The organism is Sphingomonas sp. PP-CC-1A-547 (assembly GCF_003610375.1).
Taxonomy (GTDB): domain Bacteria; phylum Pseudomonadota; class Alphaproteobacteria; order Sphingomonadales; family Sphingomonadaceae; genus Sphingomonas.
In genome coordinates this window covers 1-14,921 of the sequence record NZ_RAPZ01000013.1, presented here as the reverse complement: position 1 = coordinate 14,921, position 14,921 = coordinate 1, and the positions used below count along the sequence as shown (strand labels likewise).

The 14,921-nt window shown below is 64.8% G+C and carries 13 protein-coding genes; 7 read left to right on the top strand and 6 right to left on the bottom strand.

The genetic code is table 11. The annotated features are described in order from the left end of the window. Nucleotides 1-9 precede the first annotated feature (9 nt). Complete coding sequence (gene katG, locus C8J39_RS13630) at nt 10-2,235, bottom strand: catalase/peroxidase HPI (protein ID WP_120300982.1); 2,226 nt, start codon at nt 2,233-2,235, stop codon at nt 10-12. Nucleotides 2,236-2,502: 267 nt separating this feature from the next. Between katG and C8J39_RS13625 the strand changes: the two genes are divergently transcribed. Both C8J39_RS13625 and C8J39_RS13615 read left to right on the top strand, forming a co-directional pair. Beyond that, nucleotides 2,503-4,068 (top strand): amino acid permease, encoded by a 1,566-nt coding sequence (locus C8J39_RS13625; protein ID WP_120300981.1) that lies wholly within the window; start codon nt 2,503-2,505, stop codon nt 4,066-4,068. Between the two features lie 675 nt (nt 4,069-4,743). Then, the gene (locus C8J39_RS13615) at nt 4,744-5,523 is read left to right on the top strand and encodes a hypothetical protein (protein WP_120300979.1); all 780 of its coding nucleotides are present in this window, start codon (nt 4,744-4,746) and stop codon (nt 5,521-5,523) included. Here the strand turns inward: C8J39_RS13615 and C8J39_RS18820 are convergent. Then, nucleotides 5,520-5,675 (bottom strand): hypothetical protein, encoded by a 156-nt coding sequence (locus C8J39_RS18820; RefSeq protein WP_165895242.1) that lies wholly within the window; start codon nt 5,673-5,675, stop codon nt 5,520-5,522. The two genes, C8J39_RS13615 and C8J39_RS18820, sit on opposite strands and share 4 nt — an antisense overlap. 27 nt (nt 5,676-5,702) lie before the next feature. Then, nucleotides 5,703-6,893: a flavodoxin domain-containing protein gene (locus C8J39_RS13610; RefSeq protein ID WP_120300978.1), complete on the bottom strand. Its 1,191-nt coding sequence runs from the start codon at nt 6,891-6,893 to the stop codon at nt 5,703-5,705. 120 nt (nt 6,894-7,013) lie between these two features. Between C8J39_RS13610 and C8J39_RS13605 the strand changes: the two genes are divergently transcribed. Then, nucleotides 7,014-7,340: a DUF1272 domain-containing protein gene (locus C8J39_RS13605; protein WP_310793835.1), complete on the top strand. Its 327-nt coding sequence runs from the start codon at nt 7,014-7,016 to the stop codon at nt 7,338-7,340. Between the two features lie 158 nt (nt 7,341-7,498). Here the strand turns inward: C8J39_RS13605 and C8J39_RS13600 are convergent, their stop codons facing one another. Further along, entirely contained in the window at nt 7,499-7,969 is a 471-nt protein-coding gene (locus C8J39_RS13600; protein ID WP_120300977.1) for a group 1 truncated hemoglobin, read from the bottom strand. Between the two features lie 12 nt (nt 7,970-7,981). Next, entirely contained in the window at nt 7,982-8,869 is an 888-nt protein-coding gene (locus C8J39_RS13595) for a DUF3034 family protein (protein ID WP_120300976.1), read from the bottom strand. Nucleotides 8,870-9,017: 148 nt separating this feature from the next. Between C8J39_RS13595 and C8J39_RS13590 the strand changes: the two genes are divergently transcribed. From C8J39_RS13590 to C8J39_RS19110, 3 genes are all read left to right on the top strand, one after another. Then, nucleotides 9,018-9,617, top strand: coding sequence for a methylamine utilization protein (locus tag C8J39_RS13590; RefSeq protein WP_243644412.1), 600 nt, complete (start codon nt 9,018-9,020; stop codon nt 9,615-9,617). After that, a complete protein-coding gene (locus tag C8J39_RS13585; protein WP_120300975.1) occupies nt 9,617-11,956 on the top strand; it encodes a bifunctional diguanylate cyclase/phosphodiesterase in 2,340 nt (779 codons plus the stop codon). The genes C8J39_RS13590 and C8J39_RS13585 overlap by 1 nt, the downstream gene beginning before the upstream one ends. A gap of 222 nt (nt 11,957-12,178) precedes the next feature. Next, nucleotides 12,179-12,310 carry a hypothetical protein gene (locus C8J39_RS19110; RefSeq protein WP_259457556.1) on the top strand — a complete coding sequence of 44 codons (132 nt, stop codon included), beginning with the start codon at nt 12,179-12,181 and terminating at the stop codon, nt 12,308-12,310. A gap of 59 nt (nt 12,311-12,369) precedes the next feature. Here C8J39_RS19110 and C8J39_RS13580 read toward each other — a convergent pair whose 3' ends face one another. Further along, nucleotides 12,370-13,236 (bottom strand): SDR family oxidoreductase, encoded by an 867-nt coding sequence (locus C8J39_RS13580; RefSeq protein WP_120300974.1) that lies wholly within the window; start codon nt 13,234-13,236, stop codon nt 12,370-12,372. Between the two features lie 106 nt (nt 13,237-13,342). Here C8J39_RS13580 and C8J39_RS13575 point away from each other — a divergent pair, with 106 nt between their 5' ends. Continuing rightward, a complete protein-coding gene (locus tag C8J39_RS13575) occupies nt 13,343-14,227 on the top strand; it encodes a LysR family transcriptional regulator (RefSeq protein ID WP_120300973.1) in 885 nt (294 codons plus the stop codon). Nucleotides 14,228-14,921: the final 694 nt, after the last annotated feature.

Below are 14,921 nucleotides of genomic sequence, written 5' to 3'. Positions count from 1 at the left end.
CACCGAAGCTCAGGTCGCCTGATTGGACGACACGGGCTTGGCCGTGACGTCGAAACGGTCGGCGTTCATGACCTTGACCCATGCCTTGACGAAGTCGCGAACGAACTTCTGCTCGTGACCGTTCTCGGCATAGACTTCGGCCGTCGCGCGCAGCTGCGAGTTCGAGCCGAAGATCAGGTCGGTACGGGTCGCCTGCCACTTCTTCTCGCGACCACCACGATCGTAGCCGATGAACTTCTCGTCGCTCGACGTGTCGACCAGATCCCAGAAGGTGTCGTTGTCGAGCAGGTTGACGAAGAAGTCGTTCGTCAGCTGACCCTTACGCTCGGTGAGTACGCCCTCGGGCGCATCGCCGAAGTTCGCGCCAAGTACGCGCAGGCCACCGACCAGCACGGTCATCTCCGGCGCGGACAGGCCGAGCAGCGAAGCCTTGTCGAGCAACAGCTCCTCGGTCTTCACCGGGTGACGCGTCTTCAGGTAGTTACGGAAGCCATCGGCCTGCGGCTCCATCCACACGAAGCTCTCGACATCGGTCCACTCCTGCGTCGCATCGCCGCGTCCACCGAGGAACGGCACCGATACGTCGTGACCGGCATCGCGTGCCGCCTTCTCGACCGCTGCCGAACCGGCCAGCACGATCGCATCGGCGAGCGACATGTCGCCGCGCAGTTCGTTGAGCTTGGCCAGGACCTTGCTCAGCTGCTCGGGCTCGTTGACCGGCCAGTCCTTCTGCGGGGCGAGCGCGATGCGCGCACCGTTCGCACCACCGCGATGGTCCGACCGGCGATAGCTCGATGCCGACGCCCAAGCGGTCTTGACCAGCTGGCCGATCGTCAGCCCGCTCGACAGCAGAGCGTCCTTGAACGCAGCAACATCAGCGTCCGACGGCGCGGTGCCCTCGGGAACGGGATCCTGCCAGATCAGCGTCTCTTCCGGAACCTCAGGCCCAAGGTAGCGGACCCGCGGACCCATGTCGCGGTGCGTCAGCTTGAACCAAGCGCGTGCGAACGCGTCGTCGAGTGCCGACTGATCGTCGCGGAAGCGAAGTGCGATCTCGCGGAACTCGGGGTCCATCTTCAGGGCCATGTCGGCGGTGGTCATCATCGTCGGCACGCGCTTGTTGGGATCGCGTGCGTCGGGTGCCATGTCCTCGGGTGCCGGGTTGACCGGCTGCCACTGCTTCGCGCCGGCCGGGCTCTCGGTCAGCTCATAGTCGTACTTGAACAGCAGGCGCAGGTAATCGCCGGTCCACTTGGTCGGGTTGTTCGACCACGCGCCCTCGATACCAGAGGTCGTGATGTGGCCCTGGCCGATCTCCTCACTGTCGGTGAGCCAGCCAAGACCCTGCATGTGCACGGCTTCCGAAGACGGGCTCTTGAAATGCGGTGCGGGCTTGGCGCCATGCGACTTGCCGAACGCGTGGCCGCCCGCGGTCAGCGCGACGGTTTCCTCGGAGTTCATCGCCATCCGCAGGAACGTCGCCTTCATGTCGCGCGCGGACAGGAGCGGGTTCGGATCACCGCCCGGACCCTCCGGATTGACGTAGATGAGACCCATCTGGATCGCAGCCAGCGGGCCTTCGAGCTCGGGCATGTCCTCGCTGATGCGCGTCTGAGCACCCTCGTTGACCCACAGCTCCTCGGCGCCCCAGAATGTGTCGCCCTCGGAGGCGAAGACGTCCTTGCGGCCGCCTGCGAAGCCGAAAATCGGTCCGCCCATGCTCTCGATCGCGACGTTGCCGGCGAGGATGAACAGGTCGGCCCAGCTGATGTTCTTGCCGTACTTCTGCTTCAGCGGCCACAACAGGCGACGTGCCTTGTCGAGGTTCCCGTTGTCCGGCCACGAGTTGAGCGGCTCGAAACGCTGCTGGCCCGACGACGACCCGCCGCGACCATCGGTCACGCGGTAGGTGCCGGCGGCGTGCCATGCCATGCGGATCATGAAGGGGCCGTAGTGACCGTAATCGGCAGGCCACCAGGACTTGCTGTCGGTCATCAGCGCGGTCAGGTCCGCCTTCAGCGCGGCATAGTCGAGCTGCTGGAACGACTCGGCATAGTCGAACTCTTCGCCCATCGGGTCGGGGGAGACGCCGTGCTGGTGCAGCATGTCGATCGGCAGCGCATCGGGCCACCAATCCTTGTTCGTGCGACCGAGCAGCGAGCGGGCCTTGACCTCGCCGCCACCGTTGGGGCCCATGGGGCAACCGCTGCTCTTGGGCTGTTCGTAATCGGCCATCTTGGCGTCCTCTCTCGATGAGTATTCCGTGCTTGGGCCTAAGATGCAGGATTTGACCGACATTTGTCCAATCGATTATTCGGATACGATTGATGACAGCAGTCGATCACCAACGCTGGCCGAGAGTCGCGTTGCGGAGCGCAGGGCAGCCGTGTGTCTGCCACGGGCATCGAAACGCTAACCCCTTAGAAAGCAGCAAGATTGCGTTGTCCCGGTTGGTCGCTGCGCTTAGACGCGTTGGCTGGCTTATCTGACCCCGGGGGAAACATGGCAACCAAGGCCGCGAGGGGCATCGTCGAGCGCATGTTCGCGCGCAAATCCATTGCGCAGGTGCAACGCGAAACCGCGGCGAGCGAACTGAAGCGCACGCTGGGCAAATGGAACCTGCTGATGCTGGGCATCGGCTGCATCATCGGCGCGGGCATCTTCGTGCGCACCGGCTCGGCGGCCGCGCTGCATGCCGGACCGGCGGTGCTGCTGTCGTTCGTCGTAGCGGGCATCGTCTGCGCGTTTGCCGGGTTGTGCTATGCCGAGCTGTCCTCGACGTTGCCGGTGTCCGGATCGGCCTACACCTATGGCTATACCACGCTCGGCGAGTTCGTCGCGTGGATGATGGGTGCGCTGCTGATGCTCGAATACGGGCTGGCGGCGTCGGTGGTGGCTGTCGGCTGGTCGGGCTATACGGTAAGCCTACTGGGCGATTTCGGCATGCACATTCCGCCGCAGTTCACCGGACCGGCCGGGTACCCGCTGATGCGGGGCGGTGTGCCCGTGCTGGTCGACGGACAACCGGTGACGACGATCTTCAACCTGCCGGCGTTCCTGATCTGCCTGGCACTTGCCGCGCTGTTGGTGCGGGGCGTTGCGGAATCGGCCAAGGTCAACACGATCATCGTCGCGATCAAGGTCGGCGTGCTGGTCGCCTTCATCGCGGTCGGCGGCGCGATCGTGCTGTCGCACTTCAACGAGCTGGTCGCGCGCAACTGGACGCCGTTCATTCCCGCCAGCCAAGGCGACGGCAAGTTCGGCGTCGACGGCGTGATGCGCGCCGCCTCGATCGTGTTCTTCGCCTATGTCGGCTTCGAGGCGATCTCGACGGCGGGGCAGGAGGCGAAGGATCCCAAGAAGGACATGCCGTTCGGGATCATCGGAGCGCTGGTCGTCTGTACGCTGATCTACATGCTCGTCGCCGCGATCATGACCCTGCTGGTGCCCTATACCGCGCTCAACGTGTCCGATCCGGTTGCCGTGGTGGTCGACAGTTTCGGCCCGACATGGAGCTGGCTCGCCAAGCTCATCAAGATCGGCGCGATCATCGGCCTGACGTCGGTGGTGCTGGTGCTGATGTACGGCCAGACCCGGATCTTCTACACGATGGCGCGCGACGGCCTGTTGCCGCGGGTGTTCGCGACCGTGCACCCGACGTTCAAGACGCCGTATGTCAACACGGTGCTGGTCGGCGTCATCACCGCGGTGGCGGCGGGGTTCTTCGACATCAACGTGCTGGGCGACATGACCTCGGTCGGGACGTTGTCGGCGTTCTCGATCGTCTGCCTGTCGGTCATCTATCTGCGCCGCGCCGCGCCCGATTTGCCGCGTGGCTTCACCGTACCGCTGTATCCGGTTGTGCCCCTGCTGGGCATCGCGTCGTGCGTCTACCTGATCACGACGGTGCCGATGAAGGTCCTGATGTTCTTCCTTTGGTATCTGGCGGGCGGGGTGGTGCTGTATTTCGCCTATGGCATCCGCCACTCGAACCTGCAGCGTGGAGAGCCGCAGGACGATGCGCCCGACATGGGCGAGTATGTCGCCCCGGTCGGGGAACAGCCCTGAGCTTCCCGGAGGGCTGTCTCTAAAGGTTTGGCGTTGGACCTGGATGGACGAGCGGGGCAACGCCGTCAGTTGCGGATGTGTGCGGGAGCAGAGATTCACTAAAGCCCATCATGCATGCACGCGATAGCGGGTGGGTCATTTGCAGCATGGGGGTGATCTTCCACCGCCGCCTACGGCTGCTCGGCGTTCGCAGGCCATCCGCTTTCGCCGGCCCGATGGGTTCGGGTTTGACGAGTTCGCTCTCGTCTATCCCGATCACACCTTGCTCGTCGCGATCGGGCTCGACCCGGCCGGCGAGTTCGTTGACCTCATCGGTCCTGATCCTGGTAAATAAGGTTCACGCTGAGCCTTCACCGAAGCCGGATCGTTGTTCGACCCGGACCGTGACGATGCCAATCCGGGCTTGCGCGTCGGCAGGCAACGTTGGCTTGAGCACATCGCCTTTATGGCGACTGCCTCGGTCTTCGCCGACGCGACAAGCGATGCCGCCGGCCGGTTTTCGGACGATAGCGGTGCGCGAACATCGGGATCGGGCGTATCAGGGGCATGCCCCCGGTTAGCGGCGCCGATTGAGAGCAGCTTGCGGCGCTACGCCATTTCCTAATGTTCGCAGGCGCATCTTCGCGCCGTGCCCACAAAAGTCTAGACGTCGCGGTATTCGTTGGAGATCGCGCGATGCCGCTGTCAGACCCCGCCCGTGCCGCCATCATCAAGGTGCCGGCGGTCACGCTCGGGTTCTGGATCATCAAGATCCTCGCGACCACGCTGGGTGAGACCGCCGGCGATACCGTCAGCATGTCGATGAACCTCGGCTATCTGGTCGGCAGCGCGATCTTCCTCGGTGCGCTGGTCATCCTGATCGCCTTGCAGATCGCTGCGACGCGTTACCGGCCTTTCCTCTATTGGACGACGATCATCGCCTCGACCACCGCGGGCACGACGATGGCGGACTTCGCCACCCGCTCGCTAGGGATCGGCTATGCCGGTGGGTCGGCGCTGCTACTGACGCTCGTCCTGATGGCGCTGTTCGCCTGGTATCGCACGCTCGGCTCGATCGCGGTCGAGACGGTGCACGAACCGCGTGCGGAACTGTTCTACTGGATCACGATCACCGTCTCGCAGACGCTCGGCACTGCGCTAGGCGACTGGTTCGCCGATACCGGCGGGCTTGGCTACATAGGCGCGGCAGCCATCTTCGCTGCCGGCCTTGCCCTGCTCGTGCTGCTGTACGTGAAGACAAGCGTCAGCCGGGTCACCCTGTTCTGGACGGCCTTCATCCTGACTCGCCCGCTAGGCGCAGCGGTAGGGGATTTCCTCGACAAGCCGGTCGATCATGGTGGGTTGGCCTTCAGCCGTCCGCTGGCATCTGTCGTTCTCGGGTTCGCCATCGTGCTTCTGATCGCCCTTGCCGGGAACAGGGACCGTTCGGCTGCCACGGCTGTGGGACCTGCCTAATAGATGTCGCGACAATATCGGCCCTGTTCGGCCATCTCCTCAAGTCGCGCATCGCCAAGGATGGCGCGCAACGCCGCATCCACGGCGCTCGCCATGCCGGCAAGGCTGCCGCACACATAGATGGCCGCGCCACGATCCGCCCATTCGAGCATCGCGTCGGCAGCACCGGCGACGAGGTGCTAGACGTAGCGGCCACACTCCGCGTCGCGCGAGAACGCGCGGTCGATTCTGATCAGTGGGCCATTGTTGGACAGCGTTTCCAGTTCCGCGGCAAAAGGTCGGTCGTGAGCACCCGACCGCTCGCCGTACAGCAGCCATGCCGGGGCGCCGCCGGCGGCCGTCCGTGCGCGTAGATGCGCCATTAGGCCGGCAAGTCCTGTCCCGTTTCCGATCAGGACGATCGGTATCGTCGGGTCGGCGGGCGCGAACCCCGGATTGTCGCGGATACGCAGAAGGATGGCGCCACCGATTGGCGCGACCTTCGTCGACCAGCCGGAACCGATCCCGAGCCCCCCATCCGGACCTGGACACGCACGGACCAGCAGTTCGACCGCGCCGGACGCTGCGATCGAGGCGATCGAGTAGTCGCGGTGCGCGAGGGCCTGTAGCGGGGCGGGGCGGTCGCCTTCGTCGTCAGGCAGTATCTTGTCCAGCAGCGTCTCACGTAACCCGGAATCGGCGCACCGACCGACGCGGGCCAGCCAGCGATCGACGCGTGCCGGGTCGTGGCGCGGCAGAACCTCGGCGATCGCGCCCGGCGCCCAAATGGTCGGCGCGTGGGGTGTCAGCACGACCCGGTAGACCGCGCCGCCTGGGCTGCCCGGATTGACGTGCTTGCGCGATACGAGTGTCCACGGCGTATAGTCCGCACGTTGCCAGTCGGGCTGGATCGCCGCGCCGGCGATGGCGGACAGCTGTTGCTGCCAATGCCGTTCTGCGTCGATGTCGGCGCCATCGAGATCGACACGGTCGAACAACCGTTTCCCACCGCTGGCATGAAGCCACGCATCGACGCGGTGCCCGAACGCGCAGAAACCGGGATATTCGCGGTCGCCCAGCGCCAGCACCGCATAGTCGAGCGCACCGATGTCGATCGGGGCGGCCATCGTCTTCACCTCGAATTTGCGGGCACGATCGGGGGCGTCGCCTTCACCGTAGGTCGCGATCACGAACAGCGCGCGGTCGGCGGCACGCAAGGTCTCAGCATCAAGCGTCGCCAGCGCACGGACGGTCGCGCCGGGAAAGGCCGCCGCGCTCAACCGGGCAATGCGTTCGGCATTGCCGGTCTGCGAGGCGTGGACGACCAGCATGTCGTTGCCGAGCGTACCGGTCGCCGGAATGGACCAATTGGCGACAGGACGGAGACCCACTGGCGGACGCTCGCGGGGAGCGGGGGCGTACACCAGACATAATGCCGAAGCGGATCGGCGACAGCCGTAACTCCATTCACCTTGTCGAGCCCCCCAAACCGGCGCGGGCCGCGACGCAGGATGCCGGAGGAAATCATGGCGCTTGAGCTACGGCCGAACTGTGAGTTCTGCGATCGCGATCTGCCGCCCGCGGCGACGAACGCGCGTATTTGTACCTATGAATGCACCTTCTGTACGACGTGCGTCGAGACGGAGTTGCTCAACGTCTGCCCAAATTGCGGAGGAGGGTTTACGCCGCGTCCTATCCGCCCTGCGACAGAATGGCGGCCGGGACTATCCGTGGCGAAGAGGCCACCGTCGACGCACCGTCGACAGCTGAGGTTCGAGCCAACTGACATCCGTGATTTGTCAGCCCGAGCGCGAGACATACCGCCTGAGCAGCGATGAATCGCCGGCATTCTGGCGCCAAGCTCACCATCCTGGCCCGTCACAAAACTCAATCATTCACAACAGTTTGATTTTTTGACGACCCCCGAGACCCTCTTCATCAAGGTGCATCTGAAGTTGGGAGGCGGGGACAGGAAGCCGAACGTCCGTGAGTGTTTCTACCGGGTGACCACGTCCGGCTTCATAACGGCAAGCTTGCCGAGGAAGGCGTTTTGAGCTGGAAACGACACACCCTCGCGACGCATGGCGGCCTGGAGGTTTTCGACCAGCGCGTTCATGTCCTTGGCCTGGATGCCGAGGTTCTTGTGCACGGTCGCCATGTCGCGACCGGTGTAACGGCAGCCACCGTTCAGCAGGACGCAGAATTGTTCTTTCAGCGTGCGGCGCAGGCGGATCATGTCCTGCCCCTTGAAGATGTCGCCGATCCGCGCGTCGGCCTGGCTCGTCGTCACCAGATCGTCGACGATCCGGTCGATGCCGGCCACCCCGTGAAACGCTTCGAGCATGGCAACGCCTTTGAACGGGCGGCCTCCGGCATTGGCATCGCTCATTGCATAGGGCGCGACCGGGTCCTCGCCGGGCGGCGTGGGCGCGGTCTGGAGGAGGGCGAGCAGGGCTAGCACGAGCATCGGAAACGTCTCCTAGAAGGCGGTCTGGAGCGACAGGAAGCCGCCGCGTTGGCGCTCGGCCGTCGCGATCGAACCGAGATCGACATAGGCCGCGGTCGCAGTCAGGTTTTTGCTGATCGCATACGCGGCATAGGCGGTCTTCCAGTCGTTCTCCCTGGCGAACCCGAGATTGTCCGGTTTCGACCGGTATTCGCCGCCGACGACCAACTGGCGCGAGATCTGATAGCCCAGCGTGCCCTCGACCTGGACGGTGCGATTTGCGCCACGATCGCCCCCGAACCCGAGCAGGCCATTCTGGTTGGCCTTGGTGTAGCGGATCGTGGTGCCGAGCAGGATGCTCTGTCGCAGCAGCAGCTTCGTGGCAGCCACGTAGATGTCGGTACCACTGGCGTGGCGTCCACCGACCGCAGCGACGATCTGCGGATCGAGATTGTGCTTGTACTGCGCGCCGATCGCGATCTGCGGCAGGTAGGGGCTGCCATAGACGGCATCGCCGACGACGCGCAGCTTGGCACCGAATACGTCCTGGTTGAGCGTATACCCGCGGCCGATACCCAGCTTTGCACCGACGTCGCGCGTATCGAGATTCTGTCGGGCGTAGCTCAGTTCCAGCCGGTCGTGGACGCCGATCGCTGCGCCGTGGCTTTCCCACCGATAGCCCGGCAGCAGGATGACCGAGACATGCGCGGACCCGCCGATCCCGTCGACGGTTTCGTTACCGGCGATCAGCGCCCATGTGGAGATGCCGCCGCCCGAACTTCCCTCGATCGTGGTGACGCCGTTGGTCAGCATGAGCTTACCGCCGGCACGACCCTCGCGCGCTGCGGCGGGGGATGCTGTCACGACGGTGATCGCCACTACGAGCTTGGCGATGCATCCGGCGACGGTCGATGGCGACATGCGAATCATCCGGTATCTCATGGAGACTATTGGTTAATTGTTGGTCTCCCACGTCGGGTTATCGATGCGGAGCCCGAGCGAAAAAGACATGACCGGACGTCAGTGGCGTTTACGGCTTCGCAATCTTCGGACCGTTAGAGGCCAAGCTATGTACGCATCCGTCCTCCGCCTGACCTCGATGATCGTCGTGCTCGCACTGCCGATGGCGGCGCATGCCGCCACGGTGGCGATCGACGTCCGTGGCTTCGACGGCAAGCCGCTGCCGGGCGCGGTGGTCACGATCGAGACGCCCAAGGCGCCGGCGGTGACGGTGCGTGGGCCGTATATGATCGAACAGCGCGACATCGCGTTTCAGCCGCATGTGCTGATCGTCCCCGTCGGCGCGACGGTCGGCTTCCCCAATCGCGACCGGGTGCGTCACCACGTCTATTCGTTTTCGAAGACCAAGAAGTTCGATCTGAAACTCTACGGGCAGGAGGATGCGCGAACCGTCCTGTTCGACCGTCCGGGCGTGGTCCCGCTCGGCTGCAACATCCATGACTCGATGAGCGGATTCGTGTTCGTGACTGCCACCCCGTTTGCCGCGCTGACCGACCAGGCGGGGCATGTCAGCATCACCGGCGTTCCCGCGGGGACAGGCACGGTCCGTGTCTGGCACCCATCTATTCGCGCGCCCGGCAGCACTGCCTCCCAGCCGATCGACGTCGCCGCCACCGGCTTTGCCACGACTTTCGTGCTGCACCGGTGATGAGTCTGCGCTGGCCGCGGTTCCGCCATCTTCGGACCAAGCTGTCAGTGCTGTACGCAAGCCTGTTCGCGGTGACGCTGGTGCTGCTTGCCGTCGTCGCGCAGGTGATGATCTGGACGCACGCGCGCGATTCCGTGCGTCAGGAACTCGTTACCAGCGGCAGCGTCTACGACCGGCTCTGGTCGCTCAGGTCTCAGTCGCTGATCGCCTCGGCCGACCTGTTGTCGCGAGATTTCGGATTCCGCGCGGCGGTCGCTAGCGGCGATCGGCCGACGATTGCGTCCGCGCTCGCCAATATCAGCAACCGGGCAGAGGTTACCGCCGCGTTCGTGGTCGATCAGGACGGCCAGGTCACCGGTCCCTCAGGCGCCCTGGCTGCGACGGTCGCGCAGTTCCCCTTCGCGGTTCCGGACGGTCGGCGCGACGCGGTCGTGGTGGTGGCGGGGCAGGTGTACCGACTCATCATGTCACCGGTGATGGCACCTATGCAGGTCGGCTGGGTGGTCTTCGCAGTGCGGCTCGACGGCATGGAGATGCAGGGGCTCGAACGGCTTTCTGCGATCCCGCTGATCGCGACGATCATGCGCAGCGACGGCGCAGGGCGCTGGCACGCGGCAGACAGGTCGGTCGGATCGAACGCCGCGGTCGACGATCTGGTCGAGGCATCGCGGTCGTCTCGGACACTCGCCACTCTCACTCTGTCGACCGGCCGCGCGTTCGCGATCGCCAAGCCGCTCGCCGGCCTAACAAATCGACCGCAGGCGGCGATCCTGATCCGCTATCCGCTCAACGCCGCGCTGACTCCGTATCTGCCATTGCAGGCGGGCATCGCGCTGGCCGGGCTGGCCGGGCTGATCCTCGTCGTGCTGGGCAGCCGGCGTTTGGCGATGGGGATCGCCGGACCGATCGCGGCGCTGGACGCCGCGGCGCGAGCGCTGGAGGAGGGGAGTCGCGCGCATATCGTCGTGAAGGGGCGCGACGAGATCAGCAGGCTGGCCGCCAGCTTCGACCGGATGTCGGCCGGCATCCTCGAACGCGAGAACCGGATTACGCATCTCGCGTTCCACGATGTCCTCACCGGCCTGCCGAACCGCACCTTTTTCCGCAAGTCGCTCGACCAGGCGATCCTCCAGGTCCGGCGCGCCGGCGGGGGGATTGCGGTGCTGTGTCTCGATCTCGATCGCTTCAAGGGCGTGAACGACACGCTCGGCCATCCGGTCGGCGATGCGTTGCTGAAGGCGATCGGCACGATGTTGAGCGAGGTCGCACCCGACGGGCTGGTCTCGCGGCTCGGCGGCGACGAATACGCGGTGATCCTCTCGGGCCAGTTCGATGCCGATCGCCCGCGCGTCCTGGCACAGAGCATCCTCGACATGATGCGCCAGCCGGTCTTGGCCGATGGCCACCATATCGCGACCGCGGTCAGCATCGGCATTGCGATCGGCCCGGTCGATGGCGAGGACGCCGACGAACTGCTCAAGAATGCTGACCTCGCGCTGTATCTCGCCAAGGAAGACGGTCGCGGCGTGTTCCGGTTTTTCGAACCCTCGCTCGACGCGGCTGCGCGCTGGCGTCGGCAGGTCGAGCTCGACCTTCGCGAGGCGATCCAGTCAGGCCAGTTCGTGCTCAACTACCAGCCGGTATTCGACCTGAAGGCGGAGCGGATCGGCGGGTTCGAAGCGCTGGTGCGCTGGCATCATCCGGAGCGCGGCATCGTTCCCCCGGCCGAGTTCATCCCGATCGCCGAGGATACCGGGCTGATCATCGCGATCGGCGAGTGGGTGATGCAGGAGGCCTGTCGACAGGCGATGCACTGGCCAGAGCATATCCGCGTCGCGGTCAACGTGTCGCCGTTGCAGTTCCGCAACAGCGGGTTGCAGGCGATCATTCTCCAGGCGCTCGCACATAGCGGCCTGGCACCCGACAGGCTCGAGATCGAGATCACGGAATCGGTCTTCCTCGACGGCGAGGACCCGGTCATCGCATTGCTGCACACGCTGCGCGCGATGGGCATCCGCGTTGCGCTCGATGATTTCGGCACCGGCTATTCGTCGCTGAGCTACCTGCGCAGCTTTCCGTTCGACAAGATCAAGATCGACCGCTCGTTCATTACCAGCATCGCCACCGATCCGAGCGCCGCGGCGATCGTTCGCGCGATCGTCGATCTGGCGACCGCGCTGGACATGGAAACGACCGCCGAGGGCGTCGAGGATACCGGGCAGCTCGACCTGCTGCGCGGTGAGGGCTGCGGTTACATTCAGGGCTATCTATTCAGTCGTCCGGTTGAGAGTGGCCGCATCGCTGGGCTGCTCGAGAACAGGATCAGCCGGGCAGCATAGCGGATGGAAGAGCGCGCATCGCGCTCATTGCCGGCTGTTCCTCGGGCTTTGCCTTGGAAACCGCATCAGCACCTACCGCGCGAGCAAGGCTGCGGTAAATACGTTCACCGAGAGCCTCGCCGTTCGTGCTGCGGCACATTCGCCGACGACCCAGTTCGGCGCCAATGCGATGCCCCTCCCGCGTGGGCTCGATAACTCGACTACAAGCCATTGATCGAAGGCATGATGACGCCGTTCCGCGAGGACACGGGACGGGTCACGCATCTGGGCGATGTCGCCGCAGCCGTGTTCGAGGTCGCCACCAATCCCGCGACGCCGCTCAAGATCCCCGCCGATGCGGTCTCGGTTGCCTGATACGCGAACCCAGCGGTCGACGGGTGCGAACCTGCCGACCGCTGGGCCCTGCCTGAGTATCAATCGGCAGCGATCCGGGCGGCGGTCTCGCGGTAGCCGTGGAGAGGGCGGCCAAGCAGCGTCACGAGACGCTCGCGGTCGCCATCTTCCGGGATCATGCCGTCGCTGACGTAGCGCTCGGCCATGAGACGCATCTCATAAGCCATCCATTCCGGCATGAACGTCGCCATGGTCTGTTCGAAGCCACTGGGATCGTCGCCACCATAGGTGACGGTGCGGCCGAGAACGTCGGACCAGATCGCCGCGACGTCGACCCCGGTCAGCGTCTCGGGGCCGACCAGGTTGATCGTCTCGATCGGTAACGTGTGCGGTGCGCGCTCACGACGGATCAACTCGATCGCCGCGACCTCGGCGATGTCGCGCGCATCGACCATCGCCACGCCCCTGCCGCCGAGCGGTATTGGGTAGACGCCGTGCTGTAGGATCACGTCCTTCACCATCACCTCGTTGTCGATGAAGTAGGTCGGGCGCAGGATGGTGGCGCCGAAGCCCATCGCGGCCAGCATCCGCTCGGCCCCCGATTTCACCGCAAAGTGCGGGACATTGACGGCGCGGTCGGCGTCGAACACCGACAGATAGACGACACGATCGACGCCGGCTTCGCGCGCGACGTTGAGTGTGAGGATAGCCTGGGTGAATTCGTCGCCCGTTACCGCATTGAGCAGGAACACCGTGCTGACGCCGGAGAAGGCGGCGCGCAGCGCGCCGATGTCGAGCAGGTCGCCTTGCATCACCTCGACGCCGACCGGGAACGCCGCCTTGGCGGGATCGCGCGTGAGCACGCGCACCTGCGCATCGCGCTGTATGAGTTGGTCGACGACATGGCGGCCGACGCGGCCGGTGGCTCCGATCACGAGAATGGTCATGGTGTTCGCTCCTTCGTTTTGTCTTGCTGACGATGCAAAGATGCGTGATCCACGTTCGTGCAAATAGATGCGTAATCTGGACGCATGGTCTCACTGGTGGAACGTTATGGACCTGCTCGCGCTTGCCGACTTCATACTCGTCGCCCGTCATGGCGGGTTTGGAAAAGCCGCTCGTGCCGCGCGCCGGCCCAAGGCGACGCTGTCCCGACGCGTGGGGGAGTTGGAGGCAGCGCTCGACCTGCGGCTGTTCGAACGCGGACGACGTGATCTCAAGCTGACCGAGGAAGGGCGCGCGCTGTTCGAACGCGCCGGCGCGCTGCTGACCGAATTGGAGGAAACGGCTGCGGCCATTGCCTCGGGCAGCGAACGGGTACGCGGCCGCCTGCGGATCAGCGCACCGCTGCTGTTCTCGCAGACGGCGATGGGCCGGTTGGCTGCAGAGTTCTCCCGCCGCCACACCGAAATACGGCTGGAAGTGACCACTGAAGATCGTGCGGTGGACATGATCGAGGAAGGCTACGATCTGGTGATCCGCGTCGATCCCGCGGCAGATGATGCGCTGGTCGGCCGCCCGTTTCTCCACGACCGACTGGTGGTGGTGGCCGCGCCTGACATGCCGCACAGTGCAGGCGCCGTGCCCGCCGTGGTGCGCGGTGGCGACGCCGCGCAAAACTGGCGGCTTGCAGATCCGGCTGGGACGTCGACGATTGCGGTCGATCCGGTGCTGCGCCTGTCGTCGTTGATCATGATCCGCGACGCAGTGCGCGCTGGGGCAGGGGCCGCCCGGCTACCGCTGTCGCTGGTCAGTCGCGATATCGGCAGCGGGCGGCTGGCGCATTGGGGCGACATAGCGGACTCGGACATCGCCCTTTGGGCACTTTACCCGTCGCGCAGACTGCTCAATGCAAGGGTGTCCGCCTTTCTCGACTTTCTGCGGCAATCTTTCCCGCACGCCGCGCCCGAGGAACTCGCCGCCTATCTCGATGGGTGAGGCGGGAGGATAATTCGCCAACCACGCGATCAGCCGAAAGGTTTTATAGTGTTTCGAGGGTCACTTCGACGCGGATGATCCCCGCGCGGTACCCGCCGCGCCGGTGATCGGCTCGGGCACGTTGATGGCGGCGGCGCCGGGCAGGGCAGGGCAGGGCATCCCTGCGCACCATAACGCCAGCGGCAGTATCCATGCCTATGTGATCTGCCCGAGGAATGGCTGGCAGCAGACCAGCCAGTTGCGACCGCCCGGATAGCGACTTCGTTCAACGGCTGGTTCGCTCAACGGCTGGGTGTCATCGATGCGTGCCCTGATTACCTGCGGCGAAAAGGTCCCGGTGGTTCGCCTCATCTACGCGTTGCCGCCCTCGCTAGGCGTGCTAGTCGAACCGTAGGCGCCAAGGGTCTATGAGCTGCTTCATGTCCGCGAGCCCGACACCGGACCGCTACCCTCCCGCGTCGTCGTTATTCCATATTTGAAAAATTCGCTGTTGACGTTCTGAGTTCGCTCTCTTAGATAGGTCGAACCGCAGCGGAGTGCCTCACCGGCCTCTGCGGCTGTCGCAAGAAAACCAGATGCTCCAAATCTTCCGCGAGGGAGGGTTATGCGAGTGTCGGTATTTTTGTCGGCTCTTTGACATTGTAGGTAAAGATGAAGGGACATGTGGGCGGCGGCTTGCGGTTTCCGGGGTCCT